We start from the raw sequence: 21233 nt of genomic DNA, 5'->3' as shown, positions 1-21233 counted from the left end.
AACTTTTAGAATATTAATATAATAAAGTACTTATAAAGAGGAGGTTACTCTATTAAAGCTAGTATTAGTTTTATGAGTGAATTTATATGAGAAGAGAGTTAACTCCACAAGAAGTAATTTATAATGAGGATTTTACAAGTAGGATAGCTAGAAAAGAAAACAATGGTAGTGAATACTCAGAGGTTTTTAAAAGAATTGATGAAGCATTAAGTATAAATAAAGAAGGGTTTAATGTTTACTTAATCGACGAATTTTCAAAACAAAAGCTTAAGGATATAATTCTTCATTTAGAAGAAAAAATGAAAGGAAGAAATAAACCTAAAGATATATGTTATGTAACTTTGGATGATGTTAAAGCACCTAAAGTTATATTTTTAGAAAATGGAATAGGAGAAAAGCTAGAGGAAAGATTAGAATATGTAAAATCTTTTTATTACGAAGAGATTTATGCCTTTTACAATTCTTCTATAAATAAAGATAAGGAAGATATTATTAATGATATACAAAAAAAGAGAAGTGATTATATAGGTGATTTAATAAAGAGTGCGAAGCAAGAAGGCTTTGATTTAAAAGCTACATCTTCTGGCTTTGCATTTATTCCTCTATTAGATGGAGAGGCTATGACGGAGGAAGAGTTCGATGATTTAGAAGAAAATAGTAAAGGTGATATATCGATAAAAGCTGGCAAATTAAAAGAAGGAGCAGAAGATGTTTTAGAAGAACTTAAAAATATAGAGATAGATTCTATTGAAAAGTTAAAAGTTATACTTAGAACTTATTTAGAAAATAAATCATCATCTGTTAAAGAGAAAATAAAGAGTGATTTTGAAAATGAAGAAGATGCTTACAATTATCTTATAGATGTATGTGAAAGCCTAGAAAATTTATTGATTGATAATTACACAATAAATTTTGATGATGATGAAGAAAAAATAAATGAAATTATTTCAAAATATATTTGTAATATTATAAAGAATAGCAAGGGACAAGAAACACCTAAAGTAATATTTGAAGAAGATCCAAGTCTAAATAATCTTCTAGGAACAATAGAGTATGAAAATCATAATGGAGTATATTCAACAAGTGTAAAGCTTATAAAATCAGGTTCATTGCTTGAAGCTAATGAAGGATGTCTGATAGTTAGATTAAGTTCTTTGATGAACAATGCTAATAGCTACTATTATTTAAGAAGAGCACTGTTAAATGAAAAAATAAATTATGATTTTAACAGAGGGTATTTAGAAGTACTTTCTTTAAATGGACTTAATCCAGATCCAATACCAATTAAGGTTAACGTTATTTTAATTGGAGATTTTGAGAGTTATGATGTTTTATATAATTATGATGAAGATTTCAAGAAGATATTTAGAATTAGAGCAGAATTTTCAAATTTAATAGGTATAGATAAAAATAAAAAATCTTTATTAGAGCTTGTTAATAAAATCATAAGTGATAATGACCTTTTAAAGATTTCAACCTCTGGCGTTAATGCTATAGGAAAGCAGTTAGCTAGAAAAGCTGGAACAAGAAAGAAGATGCTTTGGGATATTGATGAAATAGAAAGATTATTGCTTCTTGGAAATGAATCAGCTAAGAATAACAATAAAACACTTATAGATAAAAGTTCTATAGAATCTGTTATAAATCAATGTGGTGAAATTCAAAAAGATTATTTAGAAATGTATAAGGATAAAAAGATAATCTTAGAAATAGAAGATAAAATTATTGGAAGTGTAAATGGGCTATCTGTAATAGATTTCGGATACATGAGTTTTGGAAAACCTATGAGGATAACATGTACTTGCTATAAAGGTAGTGGGAAAATTATGGATGCACAAAGAGAGAGTAATCTAAGTGGAAGTATTCACAATAAATCTCTAAGCATTTTAAGAGGATTTTTAAGTAGCTTTTTTAATGCTTATGAAGTTTTACCTGTAGATTTTCAATTAAGCTTTGAACAGCTTTATGGAAAAATAGAAGGGGATAGTGCGTCAGTTGCTGAGATTATAGCTATGATTTCTGCTTTGAGTAAGATCCCGGTTAATCAAAGTATTGCCGTAACTGGGTCAGTAAATCAGTTTGGTGAAGTACAACCAATAGGAGGAGTGAATGAAAAAATAGAGGGATTCTTTAATGTTTGCAAAATAATAGGAACTCATGTAGGAAAAGCTGTTTTAATACCAGAAAGTAATAAGGATGAACTGATATTGAATAGTGAAATAGAAGAGGCGATTAAAAAGGGTGAATTTAAAATTTATATAATGAAGAATATAAATGAAGCACTTACCACCTTACTTCTAGATGATATGGTTATTGAGGATGTTGCCACTAAAATAAATGGAGAAATTAAAAAATTTAAAGGAATATGATATTAAATAAGCTCATGGAATTTTGCTTCTATGAGTTTTATTTATTTTAGTATTATTTGACATAAAGAATTAAAATATGTTAAAATATGGAAAAGAAAGTGTATAGGAGGTGGAGCTCAATAAGAGTGAGCATATGTGGTTGGATTTTGAAAAAAGAGGAAATGTTTTAGTAGTGAGTTTAATTGGAGAATTAGATCATCATAGTGCTGAAGAAGTAAGAGTAAAGATTGACGATAGAATTAGCAGAGAGAACGTAAGAAAACTTATATTAGATTTTTCAGGCGTAACATTTATGGATAGTTCAGGAATAGGGGTTATTATAGGTAGATATAAAAGGCTAAGTATGCGTTCAGGAGAAGTTAACATAATATCTGTTAATAAAAGTATAAAGAGAGTTTTTGAGTTATCTGGAATATTTAAGATAATAAAATATTACGAAAATTTGGATGAAGCTCTAAAAGTGGGTTAATGGAGGGTTAAATATGGATAATAAAATGAGATTAGAGTTTTTGGCTAAATCTGAAAATGAAGGATTTGCAAGAGTAAGTGTATCAGCTTTTATTGCTCAATTAGATCCGACTATTGAAGAATTAACTGATATTAAAACTGCTGTTTCTGAGGCTGTAACTAATTCTATAATTCATGGATATGAATGTGATGAAAGTAAGTTAGTTATTATTGAAGCAACTTTATGCGGAGATGAAATAAGTATAACTGTAGAAGACAATGGAATAGGAATAGAAAACTTAGAAGAGGCAAGAGAGCCCCTATATACATCAAAGCCAGAGTTAGAAAGATCAGGTATGGGATTTACAGTTATGGAAACATTTATGGATTCTTTAGAAGTTTATAGTGAAAAAGGCAAGGGTACAAAAATAATAATGAAGAAAAAAATGAATACATAGGCAGGTGAAGAAAGTCTATGGATATTAGTAGTATTGAGAAAGATAATTTTAATTATGATAAGAATACAGCTCTCATAGTCCTAGCAAAAGAGGGAAATAAGGAGGCTATGAATAAACTTATAGAAGTTAACACTCCTTTAGTATCTTCCATATGTAAGAGGTTTATAAATAGAGGATATGATTATGAAGATATATTCCAAATTGGCTCAATGGGGCTTGTCAAGGCTATAAATAATTTTGATGATGGTTTTAATGTTAAATTTTCTACCTATGCAGTACCTATGATTATAGGAGAAATAAAAAGATTTTTAAGAGATGATGGTATAATAAAGGTTAGTAGGAGTACAAAAAGTTTAGCTAAGAAACTTCATTACAATAAAGAAGAATTAATAAAAGAGCTAAATAGAGATCCTACTATAGATGAATTAGCAGAGTATTCTGGAGTGAACAAAGAAGAAGTTATAGTAGCCTTAGAATCTGCAAATAGTATGCAATATTTATATGATACTATACATCATGATGAAGGAACACCTGTACTCCTTATAGATAAACTTAGTGAGAAGGGTAAAGATGATGATATGGTAAATAAAATAGCTTTAAAAGAGGCTATAGGGTCCTTAGATACAAAAGGAAGGCAAATTATAATGCTTAGGTATTTTAAGGATAAAACTCAAATTCAAGTTGCTAAAATGCTTGGTATAAGTCAAGTGCAGGTTTCTAGAATAGAAAAAAAAGTATTGAAACTTATGAAGGAAAAATTAGAAGAGGATTGATTATAAATGGAATATTTTGTGAGCATTATTTTTATGAATCAAATCATAGAAAATAATGCTTATTTTTTTGTATATATTAGGGAAAAGAAATTAATACTATATGTATAAAATAAAAGAAAGGGATGGTTAATATGGCTACTTACCAAAGTGATGAAAAAATAAAAAAGAAATTCAATGAACTTGAACAACAAATAAGACCACAGCCAAAGACATTAAAGAATTGTATAATGGCATTTATAATTGGTGGGTTAATCTGTGTTATTGCGCAGTTTATAAGAAATTACTTATTATCTAATGGATTTCCAGAGGAACAGGTTTCAATTATAACTCCAATGACTATGGTGTTCTTAGCAGCTCTTCTAACAGGTCTTGATATTTATGACAAGATTGCAGCTGTTGCAGGAGCAGGAACTATAGTTCCTATTACAGGTTTTTCTAATGCTATGGTATCACCAGCTATAGAATTTAAAAAAGAAGGTTTTGTAATGGGAGTAGGTGCAAAAATGTTTACTATTGCAGGACCAGTAATAGTATATGGCGTAGGAACATCAGTTATTGTAGGAGTAATATATTATTTATTACTTAGATTTGGATTTATGGGGTGATTTTTAATGAGTAATAATTTGAAGAGAGTGGGTAAACAAACTGTAAAATTAGAAAGTAAACCTAGAATAATATCTACATATAGCATTGTTGGGCCTAAAGAGGGAGATGGTCCTCTAAAGGAATATTTCGATAAGGTTTTACAAGATGATTGCAATGGATGTGAAAGTTTTGAAAAGGCTGAGAGTAGTTTAATGATAACTTCTATTGAAGAAGTTATAAAAAAGAGCAAAGTTAAAGAGGAAGATGTTGATTATCTTTTTGGAGGAGATTTATTAAATCAATTAACTTCCACTAACTTCGTGGCAAGAGAATTTAAAATACCTTTTTTAGGTGTATATGGAGCTTGTTCAACTATGGCAGAATCATTAAGTTTAGCATCTATGGTTATAGATGGAGATTTCGCCAGATATTCAATAGCAGCTACATCTTCCCACTTTAGCTCAGCTGAAAGACAGTTTAGATTTCCTTTAGAATATGGATGCCAAAGAAAAGAATATTCACAATGGACTGTAACTGGATCTGGAGCTATGCTTTTAGGTAGAGAAGGAGATTTTCCATATGTAACCTATATAACTACAGGAATTGTTAAAGATTATGGAATTAAAGATGCTGATAATATGGGAGCAGCTATGGCACCAGCAGCAGTAGATACAATATACAAACATTTTGTTGATACCAATAGAAAACCGGAAGATTATGATGTAATAGCAACTGGTGACTTAGGAAAGGCTGGAAGAGAACTGACTGAAAAGTTATTAAAGGAATATGGTTATGATGTAAGTAAGGTTTACATAGATTGTGGAGAAAAAATATTTGATAATGAAAGACAGAAAACATTCTCAGGTGGTAGTGGATGTGGATGTTCTGCAGTGGTAGGATGTGGATATTTATATAAAAAACTTATGAAAAAGGAAATTAAAAGAGTGCTTTTAGTTTCAACAGGAGCTTTATTAAGCTCAACATCTGCGCTTCAAGGAGAGAGCATACCAGGAATAGCACATGCTGTTGCTATAGAATATATATAAGGAGGATGATGAACTTGCAAAGTTATATAAATGCATTTTTAGTAGGTGGAATTATATGTGTAATAGGTCAATTATTAATGGATAAAACAAAATTGACCCCAGCAAAAATATTAGTTCTTTTTGTAACATTAGGAACCATCTTAGGCGCTTTAGGTATTTATGATAAACTAGTTCAAATTGGAGGAGCCGGGGCAACTATACCTTTGCCTGGATTTGGATATGCTCTTGCGAAGGCGACTATAAAAGAAGTAAATGAACAAGGATTATTAGGAGCTTTCACTGGAGGATTAAAAGGTGCAGCAGGAGGGTTAACAGCTGCTATATTCTTTGGATACATAATGGCATTAATATTTAATCCGAAAACTAAATAAATGATTATAATTCTTAGAAAAGGTCAATAATTTTCTCGAAGGAGAGATTCTATGAGAAAATTTGAAAAGATTATTATAAATAGACCTTTAGGATTAATTTGTATTTTTGTTACTTTAGGAATTTTAACATATTACCTTAGTAGTTTTAATTTAATAGGTACAGCTTTTTTAGTTGTGCCTTTAATTTTTATATCATATTTTTTATTAGGATTAGATTATTTTAATATAGGTATGGTGTTTTTTCTCATAGGAATATTAAGTTGTACAATTTATTATGAACCTAACTTTCAAGAGATGGGAGTACAAGAAATTAGAATAGTAGATATTAATAATAAATTTATACTCGGAAAAATAGATGGAAGAATGGTTGAAATAAGAAATCAAAGTCAGGTTGAACTTGAATATGGAGAAAAAATATATGGGGTTTGTAAATTTAAAAGAAATGTTAATTTAGAGAGAGGTTATGTTGGACAGGTTTTCTTAAAGGATGTTATAAAAAGTGAAAAAGATTTAGTATATAAGATTAAAAATATACCAAAGAAATATTATGAAAGATTAAGTGAGAATTTTTCATCTTCAGAAAGTGCACTTTTAAATGCAATTTTGTGGGGAGATAAGGATAATCTAACCTATAATCAAAAAGATTTTTTATCTGATTTAGGAGTAATTCATCTAATATGTATATCTGGATTTCACATATCACTTTTATTTTCAATGATATATAATAAGTTTTCATTTAAAGTTGCTTTAGTGATTTGCTCCATTTATGTTATTTTAGTTGGAGCATCTAGTTCGGCTTTAAGAGCACTTATAATGATAACTCTTTTAAAAAGTTCTAAAAAAGTATTTAAAACCTATGATTCTTTAAGTACTATTTCTTTAGCAGCAATAGTACTTATGATTTTTAAACCATATAACCTTTTTAGCATGGGGTTTTTATTATCCTTTGGAGGAACCTTAGGTATAATATTATTTTATAAAAAATTATTAAATGGCTTTTATATGCTACCTCCAAAAATCAATGAGTATTTAAGTTTGGGGTTGTCAGCTCAAGCTTTTATATATCCTATTTTAGTAATTGTTTTTGGCAAGTTTTCTATTAATTTTTTGATATCAACATTTTTAGTAACACCAATAATAGTGTTAGTTTTACAAATATTATTATTCTCTATTTTGACAGGAGGAAATTTTATTGGGATTATAGTATTTTTACTAAATATAATTTTTATGATTTTTAGAGGGATTTTGGTCTTTTTAGATAAGGTAATATTGGTTACTCCATATCTATCACCAGTTTTTGCAGTAGCATATATGACTATGTTTTTATCAATTTATATGAGTGTTAAAGGATTTAAGAGGTTTAGAATAGGAGTTTATCTGGTTATACCAATTCTTATTTTAGATATACATGTATTAGGGATTAAGATAAGAGTAGTTGAAGATAAATGGAATAAGGCTGTAGTTATAGAATCCGGATTTAATAAAGTTGCTTTAGTAAATAATGATAGTGATTATTTTAGAAAGGCAATTATGAAAAAAGAATATGTGAATGAGGTTATTCACTTAAAGAATGAGGCACAGTTTGAGGTTTCAAAAAAATATTCTATTTTAATAGAAGATAATTTTAATAGTATAACTTTAATGCCAGAGAAAAGTGATTATGATATAATTGATTTGATTCAAAAGAAAAGTGCGTATATACTTTAACTTATGTAAATAAGTATCTGGGATTTGAAAGGTTGATATTTTAATGATAGATTTAGATGGTTTATATGATAATTTGAAAAAAGGAAAATTAGAAAAAAGCTATATATTAGTTGGACTAGATGAGCTTTTAATTAAAGAAGGTATAGAAAATATAATTGATAGTGTATTAGATGATGGATTTAAGGATTTAAATTTAATTAGGTTAGATGGTAATAATCTTAACTTTGATGACTTTATGAATGCTTGTGAAACATTGCCTTTTATGAGTGACAGAAAAGTTGTGGTTTTAAATAGAACTAATATATTTAGAGATAAACAAGATAAGGAAACTGAAAAATTATATAAGCAGTGTGTAGAGTATTTTCAAAATACACCTGAACATTGTATCTTAATCGCATATACAACTTTAAAGGATAAGAGAGATAGAATTAATAGACTAAGCAAGCTTAAAAAACTTGAAAAGAATAGTTGTATAGTTTCAGTTGAGAAATTAAAAGGAGCTAAATTACAACAAAAAGTAGGGAAAATTTTTCAGAGATATAATAAAAACATAGGTAAGATAGAATTAAAATATTTTTGTGACTCAGTAGAAAACAACTTTGATATTATTGAAAGAGAAGTTGATAAAATAGTAAATTACACAGGGGATAGGGACATAACTAGAAAAGACATAGATTTATTACTTCCTCCAAGATATGAAGATGATATATTCGATTTAGTTGAACTTATTTCAGTTAAAAGAGCGAAGCAAGCAATAGATTTAATGGACGAATTAATTGGAAGAGGGCAAGATCCTATATTTATATTAAGTCAAATAAGGGAGCAGTTTCAAAAATTGCATAGGGTTAAGATAAGGCTTGCTGAAAAGTACAGAATTGATGAGATAAAAAAAGATTTCTTAGAGGTTAGTAGAATAAATTTACCAGACTTTGTAATAGAAAAATTTATAAATCAAAGCAAAAAGTTTTCGACTAAGCAATTAAATAAATGTATTAATTTATGTTTATATACAGAAAAGAAACTTAAAAGTAATTCAAATTTAAATAAGAAAACAGAGCTAGAACTTATGATAGTAAATACTGTAATATAAAAAATCCAGATTAGAAAATTCTAATCTGGATTTTTTACTTGAAGAAATACTTCTAATAAAAGAAAATGGTGTTAGAAATTCTAACACCCATATAATTAAGCCATAGCGTTTAACTTAGCAGCTAATCTTGATTTCTTTCTAGCAGCCATGTTTTTATGAACTACTCCTTTAGAAGCAGACATATCTAAAGCTCTAGCAGCGTCAACGTATAAAGTCGCAGCTTCTGCTTTGTTTTTAGCCTCAACAGCTACTTCAAACTTCTTTATAGCAGTTTTAAGAGCTGACTTAATCATCTTATTTCTTAAAGTTTTCTTTTCAGTAACTTTTATTCTTTTCTTTGCTGATTTAATATTTGCCATTCTAGTTCACCCCCTTCAACTTTTATAGCGTATCTGCAGTTTTGGGGAATCTGCGTACGAGTTCGTTATTTAACAAAGGTAATTATAACATCATAAATATAGAAGTTCAAGTCTTTTTTCGTGTTTATCGACATAATTATCATTTTTAAGGAAATTATATATGATATATCAATTTAAATTAAAAAGAGGTGGAAAAATGTATAATGTAAGAACTGACTTAGCTGTTGAAAGTCGCGAAATTTATAAACATAGATACAATAGAGAAATTGATGGAGTTATTTTTGAAGAAAAAACTGTAGATGATGATATTAAGGTTACAAATGTAGACATAATAAACGCAGAAGGTGCCAAAGCTATGGGAAAACCTATTGGAAGATATGTTACCATAGATATTCCTGAATATACTCATTATGATGGAGGGATAATGGATGAAGTATCCCATGTAGTGGCAAGTTCTTTAGAGGAGCTTATTAATTTACCAGAGGATAGAACAGCCTTAGTTGTTGGACTTGGAAACTGGAATGTTACTCCAGATGCTATAGGACCTAAGGTAGTAGGTAAGCTTATGGTTACAAGACATTTAAAGAAGGTTATGCCAGAAGTAATAGACGATTCTGTTAGACCAGTATGTGCCATTGCACCGGGAGTTTTAGGTATAACAGGTATTGAAACAGGAGAAATTATTAAATCCTTAGTTGATAAAATAAAACCAGATTTGGTGGTTTGTATTGATGCATTAGCTTCAAGAAAACTTGAAAGAGTTGCAAGAACTATTCAAATAAGTAATACAGGAATATCACCTGGGGCAGGAGTTGGTAATCATAGAATGCAAATTAACGAAGAGAGTTTAGGTATTCCAGTTATTGCATTAGGAGTTCCAACGGTGGTAGATGCGGCGACAATTGCCAATGATGCTATGGATTTAGTTCTAGATGAAATGATAAAGCAAGCAGAAGAGGGAAAAGAATTTTATAATATATTAAATAATATAGACAAAAATGAAAAGGGAATTATGATAAAAAGTCTTTTAAATCCTTATGTTGGAGATTTAATGGTTACCCCAAAGGAAATAGATGATGTAATAGAATCAGTTTCAAAAATAATAGCTAATGGAATAAATATATCACTTCAACCTAACATGGTTTTAGAGGATATAAATAAATTTCTTAATTAAAAAATTAGGAGTTTTTTGTTGGAAGTTATGAGTGATTTTGAAGAATAATAAATTTAATATTTACTATTATAGAGTAACATAATATTTATCCTAATCTCATATAAATGAAAATATGAGGGAGGGGATAATGTGAGAGGTATTAATAAAAGAGAGATACCAATAGGAATGCTTGTTCTTTTAATTTTACTAATAATGTTTATGTTTAGATTTATGAAGATTGCAGCAAGTAAAGATATGAGAGAAAACTTGTCATATATACAACTTTTGAATGCAGGTATGCCTATTGCCAAAGGAACATATTATGATGAGGATGCTTACTTAGAAAGTAATATTACATTAAAAAGTTTAGCTCTTGAAACTTTGAATATAAAGCCTTTAGACCCTATTGAATTAGTAATGAATGAAGTACCCTATTTTGGGGCAGCAAATAAGATAGCTTCAATTGATAAAGTAGGGTATGTTTCCGCAGAGGATGTATCTTCCTTTGATTTAAATACCGATAGTATAGATGAAGTGTCTGAGGAAGAAGCAAATGGTGGGGAAGAATTAATAGCTAGCAAGAATAATGAAGTTTATGATGAAAGCTTAAAAAAGGAATTAGATCAGTCTAAGCCAGAGGTACTTATTTACCATACACATAATTCAGAGGGATATAATGAGGAAAGAACTTCAAATAATGAAGCATACAATGTTGTTGGCGTGGGATCTTTAGTAGCAAAAGAACTTGAAGAAAATTATGGAATATCAGTTATTCATGATAAAACTAATCACTCAGCAGCTTATGAGCAATCCTATAATAAATCCGGAGAAACAGTAAAAAAATACGTAGATCAATATGATGAATTTAAAATGATAATAGATATACACAGAGATTCTGTAGGAGAGCAAAATAAAAAGAATTTGACTGCTAATATAAATGGAGAAAACGTGGCTAAAGTCATGTTTGTTACAACTAAGAATAGTAAATATTATAATGATGCAGAGAGTCTAGCAAATAGATTTATAACTAGAGCTAATGAGCTTTTTCCAGATATTTTGAGAAGACAGGAAACCTATAAGTATAATAGGGGAAAGAATGCTTTTAACCAACAATACAATAAAAATTCAATGCTAATAGAGGTTGGAGCAGAAGTTAATACTTCGGAAGAGGCACAAGGCACTGCTAAATATATAGCTAGATTAATAGCAGAAGAATTAAACGGAAAAGGTGAATAAAAATAAAGTTTTTTGAACATCCTTATAGATAGTAATCTATGGGGGTGTTTTATTTTGAAAAAGTTTACAACAATGGGAATGCTTAGCTTAATATTTTTTTCTATAATTTGTTGGGGCATTATTGGAGTTAATATAGAAAATACAGAGGCTTTTAATAATCAAAATTATGAATCCAATGAACAAGTTGATTATGAAAGGATAAAAGAAGAAACAGGAATGGATTTAACTGTATTTAGTGAAGATAATAGCCCAATAAAAATATACGAAAATAAAGATGAATTTTATTTGGTTTTTAAAGAACATACTTTAAACCTAAATAAAGGATTTGTAGGGAATATATTGATTGGAACTTTTAATTTGATGAATAATTTAATAAATAATATTAATCAATTCATAGAAAACAATATAATAATGTAAATCAAGTATATTGACAGTTTAATGGCACATTGTGATATAATGTAACTTGACTTATTCTACAATGTGGGGGTGAAAACTGTTCAAGAACTTTAGACAGTTTGGAGAGCAGGTTTAGATATGGATAAAAAGAAGTATATAAGAAACTTTTCAATCGTAGCGCATATAGATCATGGTAAATCAACATTAGCAGATAGACTTTTAGAGAAAACTGGTACATTAACTCAAAGAGAAATGGAACAGCAAGTACTAGATACTATGGAGCTAGAAAAAGAAAGAGGAATTACAATAAAGTCTCAGGCAGCAAGACTTATCTATAAGAGAGATAACGGAGAAGAATATATATTAAATCTTATAGATACTCCAGGTCACGTAGACTTTACATATGAGGTTTCAAGAAGTTTAGCAGCTTGTGAAGGTGCAATACTTGTTGTAGATGCAACTCAAGGAATACAAGCTCAAACTTTAGCAAACTGTTACTTAGCATTAGATAATGACTTAGAAATAGTTCCTGTTATAAATAAGGTTGATTTAGCTAGTGCTAGACCAGATGAAATAAAGCAAGAAATAGAAGATGTTATAGGAATAGAAGCAGAGGATGCACCTTTAGTATCAGCAAAAACAGGATTAAACATAGAAGATGTTTTAGAAGAAATAGTAGAGAAGGTTCCAGCACCATCAGGTGATGAAAATGCTCCTCTTAAAGCTTTAATCTTTGATTCTTACTATGATAGTTATAAAGGTGTTGTTTGTCATGTTAGAGTTATAGATGGTGAAGTTAAACCAGGTACAAAAGTAAAATTGATGTCAACAGGTAAAGTTTATGAGGTAGTTGAAACAGGGGTGTTCACACCCGCTTTAATGCCTTTAAAAGAAGGATTAAGTGCAGGCGAAGTTGGATATATAACAGCTTCAATTAAGAATGTTAGGGATGCCAGAGTTGGGGATACTGTGACAGAGGCGGCAAGACCAACAGAAAAAGCATTACCAGGATATAAACCTGCTATACCAATGGTTTATTCTGGTATATACCCAGTTGATGGAGCTAAATACGAAGAGTTAAAAGAAGCTTTAGAAAAGCTTCAAATAAATGATGCTGCATTATCATTTGAGCCAGAAACTTCAGTAGCTTTAGGTTTTGGTTTTAGATGTGGATTCCTAGGATTATTACACATGGAAATAATTCAAGAGAGAGTTGAAAGAGAATTTAACTTAGATATAATCACAACTGCACCATCAGTTATATACAAGGTAACTAAAACAAATGGAGAGTCATTTGATTTAACAAACCCAACAAATCTTCCTCCAATGACAGAGATAGAATATATGGAAGAACCTGTTGTTAAGGCTTCAATTATTACTCCAACTGATTATACAGGAGCCGTAATGGAATTATGCCAAGACAGAAGAGGTAAATTCATAGATATGCAATACTTAGAGGAAACAAGGGTTGTTATTCATTATGAAATACCATTAAATGAAATAGTATATGACTTCTTCGATACTCTTAAATCAAAAACAAGAGGATACGCTTCATTAGATTATGAATTAAAAGGATATGAGCAATCAAAACTTGTTAAGTTAGATATATTATTAAATGGAGATAACGTAGATGCTTTATCTATGATAGTTCCAGAAGTTAAGGCTTACCAAAGAGGTAGAGCTATAGCTGAAAAACTTAAGGAAATTATTCCAAGACACATGTTTGAAGTTCCAATTCAAGCAGCTGTAGGTTCAAAAATCATAGCTAGAGAAACAGTTAAGGCTATGAGAAAAGACGTATTAGCTAAGTGTTATGGTGGAGATATTTCAAGAAAGAAAAAACTTCTTGAAAAGCAAAAAGAAGGTAAGAAGAGAATGAGACAATTAGGAACAGTTGAAGTTCCACAAGAAGCATTTATGTCAGTTTTAAAAGTTGACTAATTAGCTTTTAAATATTAACAAAGAGGTAGTGTTTGATACTATTAAGTATCAATGCTACCTTTTTTTATGTTTAGTTCTGTTTTAGATGAATTTTGATTTTAAAGAAATTAGGATTAATAACATTAATTTTATAATGACTTTTAGTAAGAAATTCATAAAATAAATATTTTTTTTATTTAGTCATTAAAGAGAAATCCCTTCAATATATTTATAGTAAATTAATAAAACTTATGTAGAGAAGGGGAGTTGTTCTTATGTTACAAGCAAATAAAAGAGATGTTAGAGTTAAGTGTAGAAAATTTAGAAATGCTGGAAAAGCAACTGGTGTTATAAATAGAAAAAATGGAGAAAATATTTCCGTAAGTCTTAAAATTTCTGATTTAGATAAGTTTTTAGCTAAATATGGAGATCATAGTAATGTTGATATAAATTTAGAAGGCGAAATAATAAAAACTTCTATTATAGAAGTTCAAAGAGATTTATTAATTCATAATGCTATAAACATAAATTTAAGAGAAATATAAAAATAAGTTTAAATATATTTTAAGACTTGAACTTGTTTAGATAAATATTGATTTTTAGCTTAAAATGTAGTTTGAATTAAAAATTAAATTGCGTTTATATGAATGTTTTAAGAAGCTTATGAACAAAATTTAAAATAAGTAATTTTGTATTATGAAAGTATCATATAAAAGTCATGAGTTTATTCACTCGTGACTTTTTTTGTTGTAATATGAAAGTAGACTAAAGAACTTATATATTAATTAAATTGAAAACCAAATAATAGTAGAGACTTTAGTTTGGATTTTTTATTTATTTTAAGATGGAGGTAATTAACCATGGATAAAATTTCTTTATATATACACATTCCTTTCTGTGCACAAAAGTGTCTTTATTGTGATTTCCCTTCTTTTGCAAGAAAAGATCATTTAAGAAAAGAATACATAGATGCATTGAATAAGGAAATAATAAAATTTAAAGAAAAATATAGTAATTTAGAAATAAATACTATATTTATTGGTGGAGGAACACCAAGTGTTCTTGAATCAAAGGAGTTAGAAACTTTATTAAGTGAAATAGCAAAACTTAATATATCAAAGGATGTTGAATTTTCTATGGAATGTAATCCTGGTAATTTAACAGAAGAAAAATTAAATGTAATGAAAAAATATGGTGTTAATAGAATTAGTATGGGTCTTCAAGCAAAGCAAGATAGTCTTTTAAAAGGATTAGGAAGGATACATAACTATGAAACCTTTAAAGAGAATTTTCTTTTAGCTAAAAAAGTAGGGTTTAACAACATAAATGTCGATTTAATGTTTGGCTTACCAAATCAAAAAGTAAATGAATGGGAAGAGACTTTAAGAGAAATAATATCTTTAGAGCCAGCACATATATCAGCATATAGTTTAATCATAGAAGAAGGAACTGCTTTTTATAATCTTTATGAAAATGATAAGTTAAAGCTTCCAAGTGAGGAAGAGGAAAGAAAAATGTATCATTTAGCAAAAACTATTTTAGAGGAAAACGGATTTAAACAATATGAAATTTCTAATTATGCTAAAAGAAGAATGGAGTGTAGACATAACTTAGCCTATTGGAATATGGATAATTGGATTGGTTTAGGATCAGCAGCAGCTTCTTATATTAATGGCGAAAGAATTAAAAATCTAAGTAGTGTAGAAGAATATATAAAAGCAATGAATGAAAAAGGAGAAGCTATAGAGGAAGTAATAACTAATTCTAAAAATGATGATATGGAAGAATTTATGTTTATGGGACTTAGAAAGATTAATGGAATAAAGGAAAGTGAATTTGAAGAAAGATTTAATATGAATATAAATGATGTTTATGGAGAAATAATAAGTAAGTATGAGGATAAAAATCTATTAATAAGAGATTCAGGAAGTATTTATCTTAGTCAAAAAGGAATAGAACTTTCAAATATAATAATGGCTGATTTCTTATTTGAATAGTTTAAAAGTTAACTTAGAAAAAAGAAGAAATTGAAAGGAAATTAAAGATAATAAAAACTAAATATTAGTAAATAAATAATTTTTAAATTAAATGATAAAAAATGGGATTGACAAAAAACTTGAGAGGTAATATATTAATAGTGTACTAGTTAGCACTCATTAATAGTGAGTGCTAATAAAGAGGTGAGATTAGTGATAGATGATAGAAAGCTTCAAATATTAAGGGCTATAATTCAAGACTATATATCTACTGGAGAGCCTGTAGGTTCGAGAACTATCGCTAAAAAGTATAATCTTGGAGTAAGTTCAGCTACCATAAGGAATGAAATGGCTGACTTAGAAGAAATGGGATTTTTAGAACAGCCTCATACTTCGGCAGGAAGAATTCCATCAAGCAGAGGATATAGATTATATGTTGATAGAATGGTTGAATTCGAAAGATTATCTTCTGAAGAGGAATTGCTTATTAGAAGTTCAATAATAGATGGTACCTTGTACGAAGTTGATAAGATAATCAAACAAACTAGTGCTCTTCTATCGGAACTTACTAAAATGACTTGTATAGTTAAAGCACCTTCAGTTCATAAGAGTTTTATAAAATCAATTCAACTTTTAAAAGTTGATGATGTAAGTATATTATGTGTTTTAGTAACTGATAATGGTGTAATAAGAAATACAGTTATAAAAGTAAAAAGTGTTCCTTTATCTGAAGAACTTATTAAAATTAGTAAGATAATAACTGAAAGGCTTAAGAACCTTACTATTGAGCAAATAAACCTAGAGGTTATAAGTAATCTCAATAAAGCTTTAGAAGGATATGAAGATATAGTGAATGCAGTTCTGCCAGCTCTTTATGAAAGCTTGAAAGACGATGGAACATCTGAAGTGTTCTTAGAGGGAACAATTAATATATTTAATTATCCTGAATATAATAATATTCATAAAGCAAAAGAGATTTTAGAGCTTTTACATGATAAAAAGTGTATTTCAGAACTTATAAGTGATAGCGATGATATGACTATTAAAATAGGTGATGAAATATTTGTACCAGAAGCAAAAGAATGCTCTATAATATCAGCTGGATATCATGTAGGAGATAAATCATTAGGTACTATAGCTTTAATAGGTCCTAGAAGAATAAATTATTCTAAAGTATTATCAATCATGACTGAGGTTATGAAAGAATTAAATGAAACTTTAAAGAATAAGTAAAGTAAAAAAAGAGAAGAGGTGGGCTGATTTATGGAGGATAACAAAGAGTTTGACGAAAAGTTAAAGGAAAATATCCAAGAAGAATTCGATAATGAAAATAAAAAAGAAGATCCTAGTGTAGATAAAGAAGTAGAAGAAGTTTCAGAAGAGATTAAGGCTGATGAAAAAGTTATTGATTTTGAAGAATTAAAGGCTTTAAAGGAAGAAAATAATATGTTTAAAAATAAAACTAAAAAGTTAGAAAATGAATTAGAGGCCTTAAAAGATAGATTATTAAGAATTTCTGCAGAATATGAAAACTACAGAAAGAGAACTGATAAAGAAAAAGAAAGAATATACACTGATGCTTGTGAAGATGTTTTAATAAAAATGCTTCCAGTATTAGATAACTTAGAAAGAGCATTAGCTGTAGATGGCTCAGTTGAAGACCTTAAAAAAGGTGTTGAAATGACAGTAAGACAATTTGAAGATGCTTTAGAAAAACTTCAAGTTGAAGAAATACCTACAGAAGGAGCTTTTGATCCAGAGTTACATCAAGCAATGATGGTTGTGGATCAAGAAGGTTCTGAGCCAAATCAAGTGGCTCAAGTATTCCAAAAAGGATACAAGAGAGGGGATAAGGTTATCAGACATTCAATGGTAACTGTAACTAAATAATTAAGCATATAATCAGAATTAATATATAAAATTGTTAGAGGAGGAATTAACAATGAGTGATGTAAGAACAAGTAAAATAATTGGTATAGATTTAGGAACTACAAATTCATGCGTAGCTGTTATGGAAGGTGGAGAACCAGTAGTTATAACTAACTCAGAAGGGGCTAGAACTACTCCATCAGTAGTTTCATTCCAAGCAAATGGAGAAAGATTAGTAGGACAGGTTGCTAAAAGACAGGCAATAACAAATCCTGATAAAACAATAATGTCAATAAAAAGACATATGGGAACTGACTACAAAGTTAACATAGATGGTAAAGAATATACTCCACAAGAAATATCAGCAATGGTACTTCAAAAATTAAAAGCTGATGCTGAAGCTTACTTAGGAGAAAAAGTAACAAAAGCTGTTATTACAGTTCCAGCTTACTTCAATGATGCTGAAAGACAAGCAACTAAGGATGCTGGTAGAATAGCTGGATTAGAAGTTTTAAGAATAATAAACGAACCAACAGCAGCTTCATTAGCTTATGGTTTAGATAAAATGGATAGCAATCACAAAATCTTAGTATATGACCTAGGTGGTGGTACTTTCGACGTATCTATCTTAGACTTAGGAGATGGAGTATTTGAAGTTGTATCAACAAACGGAGATGCTAGATTAGGTGGAGATGACTTCGACCAAAGAATTATAGACTATATAGCTGAAGACTTTAAAGCACAAAATGGAATTGATTTAAGACAAGATAAAATGGCTCTTCAAAGATTAAAAGAAGCAGCTGAAAAAGCTAAAATTGAGTTATCATCATCAACTCAAACATTAATTAACTTACCATTCATCACTGCTGATGCAACTGGTCCAAAGCATATAGATATGACATTAACTAGAGCTAAATTCAATGAATTAACTCATGATTTAGTTGAAAGAACAATAAATATAATGAAAGAAGCTTTAAAATCAGGAAATGTATCATTAAATGATATAGATAAAATAATCTTAGTTGGTGGATCAACTAGAATACCTGCAGTTCAAGAAGCTGTTAAAAACTTCACTGGAAAAGAACCTTCAAAAGGAGTTAACCCAGATGAATGTGTAGCAATGGGTGCTGCAATCCAAGCTGGTGTATTAACTGGTGATGTTAAAGACGTATTATTACTAGATGTTACTCCATTAACATTAGGAATTGAGACTTTAGGAGGAGTTGCTACTCCATTAATCGAAAGAAACTCAACTATCCCAACTAAGAAAAGCCAAACTTTCTCAACTGCTGCAGATAACCAAACATCAGTTGAAATTCACGTAGTACAAGGTGAAAGACAAATGGCGGCTGACAACAAGACTTTAGGTAGATTTACATTATCAGGAATCGCACCAGCACCAAGAGGAATTCCTCAAATCGAAGTTACTTTCGATATAGATGCTAACGGTATAGTTAAGGTTTCAGCAACTGATAAAGCTACTGGAAAAGAAGCTAATATTACAATCACAGCTTCAACTAACTTAAGCGACTCAGAAATAGATAAAGCTGTTAAAGAAGCTGAACAATTCGCTGAAGAAGATAAGAAGAGAAAAGAAGCTATAGAAGTTAAAAATACTGCTGAGCAAACAGTTTACCAAACTGAAAAAACTTTAAATGAACTTGGAGACAAAGTTTCAGCTGAAGAAAAAGCAGAAATAGAAGCTAAAATAGAAGAAGTTAAAAAAGTTAAAGATGGTGATGATATCCCAGCTATACAAAATGCTATAGAAGCTTTAACTCAAGCATTCTACAAAGTATCAGAAAAATTATACCAACAAAATGGTGGATCAGAAGGCCAAGGATTCGATCCAAACAACATGGGTGGAGCTAATGCAGGTGCTGGAGCTACAAACAATGATGACAATGTTGTAGATGCTGACTTCGAAGTTCAAGATGATAAATAATAATTAAAACTATCACAAGACTTAAAGCTTTGATATAATATAAAAAGAATTAATAGAGGGAAGGCTCAATAGTCTTCCCTTTTTACAAGTAAAATTATAGGTGGTGAATAACAGTGGCTAAAAGAGATTATTATGAAGTGCTTGGTCTTCAAAAAGGTGCTTCAGATGATGAAATAAAAAAAGCTTTTAGAAAAATGGCTATGAAATATCACCCGGATAGAAATCCTGGAGATAAGGAAGCTGAGGAAAAATTCAAAGAAGTAAATGAAGCTTATGATGTATTAAAAGATCCTGATAAAAAAGCTAAATATGATCAATTTGGTCATGCAGCCTTTGATGGAAGTGCTGGATACGGTGGTGGCGGATTTGGTGGATTCGATGCTGGCGGATTCGATTTCTCAGAAATGGGCGGATTTGGAGACATATTTGAATCATTCTTTGGCGGCGGATTCGGTGGTGGCGGATCAGCTAGAAGAAAAAATGCTCCACAAAGAGGTGCTGATTTAGAGTATAGATTAAATATAACTTTTGAAGAAGCTGTATTTGGATGTGAAAAAGAAATATCAATAACTAGAACTGAAACTTGTGAAACTTGTCATGGTACAGGGGCTAAACAAGGTACATCTCCTAAAACTTGTCCAAAATGTAATGGTTCAGGTCAGATAAGAGTTCAAAGACAAACTCCATTAGGAAGTTTTGTTTCTACAACAACTTGTGACCAATGTGGTGGAACAGGTAAGATAATAGAAGATCCATGTCCAGATTGTAAAGGAAAAGGAACTGTTAGAAAGACTAGAAAGATAACAGTTAAGATACCAGCAGGTGTAGATACTGGTAATATCATACCTTTAAGAGGACAAGGTGAACAAGGATTAAATAATGGTCCTGCAGGAGATTTATATATAAGAGTAAATGTTGCTCCATCTAAGATATTTAGAAGAGAAGGTTCAGATATTTACTATGATTATAAGATAAGTATGGCTAAGGCTGCTTTAGGAACAGAAATAACAGTTCCTACAGTTGACGGAAATGTTAAGTACAAGGTTCCAGCAGGTACTCAACCTGGAACTAAGTTTAGATTAAAAGGAAAAGGTGTTCCTCATGTTAATGGTGGGGGAAGAGGAAATCAATACGTTCATATGGTAGTAGAGGTTCCAAAACACTTAAATAAAGAACAAGAAGAAGCATTAAAAGAATTCATGAGAGCGTCAGGAGAATCAGTTGACGATATAGATGAAAAAGATGAAGGTTTCTTCTCAAAATTTAAAAAGAAAAAATAATAAGTTTTAAACACTCTAGTATTATAGCTAGAGTGTTTTTTTACGTTGTTTTAGATTATCAATGATTTAAATTTAGTTATTTATACATATAGTTTAATTTAAAAAAACTCATGATTGGATTATAAAGATTTTAAAGTTAGTATATTGAAATTATTAAATTAAACTTTAATAAGAATGTGTTTAAACAGAAAAATATTTATAAGGTAATATTTAATGTTTTAATGAAAGGTGAAAATAGAATAATAATTAAAAT

The 21233-nt window shown here is 29.5% G+C and carries 20 protein-coding genes; 19 read left to right on the top strand and 1 reads right to left on the bottom strand.

What is annotated here, in order from left to right; genetic code table 11:
* Window positions 1-86 precede the first annotated feature (86 nt).
* The 9 genes from OIF33_RS04690 (at window position 87) to holA (ending at window position 8846) form a co-directional block, all read left to right on the top strand.
* Complete coding sequence (locus tag OIF33_RS04690; protein WP_322503062.1) at window positions 87-2369, top strand: AAA family ATPase; 2283 nt, start codon at window positions 87-89, stop codon at window positions 2367-2369.
* Between the two features lie 133 nt (window positions 2370-2502).
* Window positions 2503-2838, top strand: coding sequence for an anti-sigma F factor antagonist (gene spoIIAA / locus OIF33_RS04685; RefSeq protein WP_322503061.1), 336 nt, complete (start codon window positions 2503-2505; stop codon window positions 2836-2838).
* 13 nt (window positions 2839-2851) lie between these two features.
* Window positions 2852-3274, top strand: a complete 423-nt coding sequence (gene spoIIAB, locus OIF33_RS04680) for an anti-sigma F factor (RefSeq protein WP_322503060.1) — start codon at window positions 2852-2854, stop codon at window positions 3272-3274.
* 17 nt (window positions 3275-3291) lie between these two features.
* Complete coding sequence (gene sigF, locus OIF33_RS04675; protein WP_322503059.1) at window positions 3292-4047, top strand: RNA polymerase sporulation sigma factor SigF; 756 nt, start codon at window positions 3292-3294, stop codon at window positions 4045-4047.
* A 131-nt stretch (window positions 4048-4178) separates the two neighbouring features.
* Window positions 4179-4652: a stage V sporulation protein AC gene (gene spoVAC / locus OIF33_RS04670; RefSeq protein WP_322503058.1), complete on the top strand. Its 474-nt coding sequence runs from the start codon at window positions 4179-4181 to the stop codon at window positions 4650-4652.
* A gap of 6 nt (window positions 4653-4658) precedes the next feature.
* A complete protein-coding gene (gene spoVAD / locus OIF33_RS04665) occupies window positions 4659-5678 on the top strand; it encodes a stage V sporulation protein AD (protein ID WP_322503057.1) in 1020 nt (339 codons plus the stop codon).
* Window positions 5679-5683: 5 nt separating this feature from the next.
* On the top strand, window positions 5684-6049 hold the full coding sequence (gene spoVAE, locus OIF33_RS04660; RefSeq protein ID WP_322503056.1) for a stage V sporulation protein AE: 366 nt from the start codon (window positions 5684-5686) through the stop codon (window positions 6047-6049).
* 51 nt (window positions 6050-6100) lie between these two features.
* A complete protein-coding gene (locus tag OIF33_RS04655) occupies window positions 6101-7756 on the top strand; it encodes a ComEC/Rec2 family competence protein (RefSeq protein ID WP_322503055.1) in 1656 nt (551 codons plus the stop codon).
* A 43-nt stretch (window positions 7757-7799) separates the two neighbouring features.
* Window positions 7800-8846 (top strand): DNA polymerase III subunit delta, encoded by a 1047-nt coding sequence (gene holA, locus OIF33_RS04650; RefSeq protein WP_322503054.1) that lies wholly within the window; start codon window positions 7800-7802, stop codon window positions 8844-8846.
* A gap of 95 nt (window positions 8847-8941) precedes the next feature.
* Here holA and rpsT read toward each other — a convergent pair whose 3' ends face one another.
* The gene (gene rpsT, locus OIF33_RS04645; protein WP_322503053.1) at window positions 8942-9205 is read right to left on the bottom strand and encodes a 30S ribosomal protein S20; all 264 of its coding nucleotides are present in this window, start codon (window positions 9203-9205) and stop codon (window positions 8942-8944) included.
* Between the two features lie 196 nt (window positions 9206-9401).
* Between rpsT and gpr the strand changes: the two genes are divergently transcribed.
* The 10 genes from gpr (at window position 9402) to dnaJ (ending at window position 20980) form a co-directional block, all read left to right on the top strand.
* The gene (gene gpr, locus OIF33_RS04640; RefSeq protein WP_322503052.1) at window positions 9402-10379 is read left to right on the top strand and encodes a GPR endopeptidase; all 978 of its coding nucleotides are present in this window, start codon (window positions 9402-9404) and stop codon (window positions 10377-10379) included.
* A 129-nt stretch (window positions 10380-10508) separates the two neighbouring features.
* Window positions 10509-11594 carry a stage II sporulation protein P gene (locus OIF33_RS04635; RefSeq protein ID WP_322503051.1) on the top strand — a complete coding sequence of 362 codons (1086 nt, stop codon included), beginning with the start codon at window positions 10509-10511 and terminating at the stop codon, window positions 11592-11594.
* 54 nt (window positions 11595-11648) lie between these two features.
* Window positions 11649-12011: a hypothetical protein gene (locus tag OIF33_RS04630; RefSeq protein WP_322503050.1), complete on the top strand. Its 363-nt coding sequence runs from the start codon at window positions 11649-11651 to the stop codon at window positions 12009-12011.
* Window positions 12012-12128: 117 nt separating this feature from the next.
* A complete protein-coding gene (lepA, locus tag OIF33_RS04625; RefSeq protein WP_322503049.1) occupies window positions 12129-13931 on the top strand; it encodes a translation elongation factor 4 in 1803 nt (600 codons plus the stop codon).
* A gap of 254 nt (window positions 13932-14185) precedes the next feature.
* Window positions 14186-14455: a hypothetical protein gene (locus tag OIF33_RS04620; protein ID WP_322503048.1), complete on the top strand. Its 270-nt coding sequence runs from the start codon at window positions 14186-14188 to the stop codon at window positions 14453-14455.
* A gap of 315 nt (window positions 14456-14770) precedes the next feature.
* Window positions 14771-15907 (top strand): radical SAM family heme chaperone HemW, encoded by a 1137-nt coding sequence (gene hemW, locus OIF33_RS04615; protein WP_322503047.1) that lies wholly within the window; start codon window positions 14771-14773, stop codon window positions 15905-15907.
* Between the two features lie 192 nt (window positions 15908-16099).
* Window positions 16100-17119 carry a heat-inducible transcriptional repressor HrcA gene (hrcA, locus tag OIF33_RS04610; RefSeq protein ID WP_322503046.1) on the top strand — a complete coding sequence of 340 codons (1020 nt, stop codon included), beginning with the start codon at window positions 16100-16102 and terminating at the stop codon, window positions 17117-17119.
* A 30-nt stretch (window positions 17120-17149) separates the two neighbouring features.
* Complete coding sequence (gene grpE, locus OIF33_RS04605) at window positions 17150-17776, top strand: nucleotide exchange factor GrpE (RefSeq protein WP_322503045.1); 627 nt, start codon at window positions 17150-17152, stop codon at window positions 17774-17776.
* Window positions 17777-17828: 52 nt separating this feature from the next.
* Window positions 17829-19700: a molecular chaperone DnaK gene (gene dnaK / locus OIF33_RS04600; protein WP_322503044.1), complete on the top strand. Its 1872-nt coding sequence runs from the start codon at window positions 17829-17831 to the stop codon at window positions 19698-19700.
* Between the two features lie 113 nt (window positions 19701-19813).
* Window positions 19814-20980 (top strand): molecular chaperone DnaJ, encoded by a 1167-nt coding sequence (gene dnaJ / locus OIF33_RS04595; protein WP_322503043.1) that lies wholly within the window; start codon window positions 19814-19816, stop codon window positions 20978-20980.
* Window positions 20981-21233 lie beyond the last annotated feature (253 nt).

The sequence above is a fragment of the Clostridium sp. LIBA-8841 genome, from assembly GCF_034439435.1.
Classification (GTDB): Bacteria; Bacillota; Clostridia; order Clostridiales; family Clostridiaceae; genus Sarcina.
The sequence above is the reverse complement of the archived record's forward strand: the minus strand, read 5'-3'. Positions and strand labels throughout refer to the sequence as shown.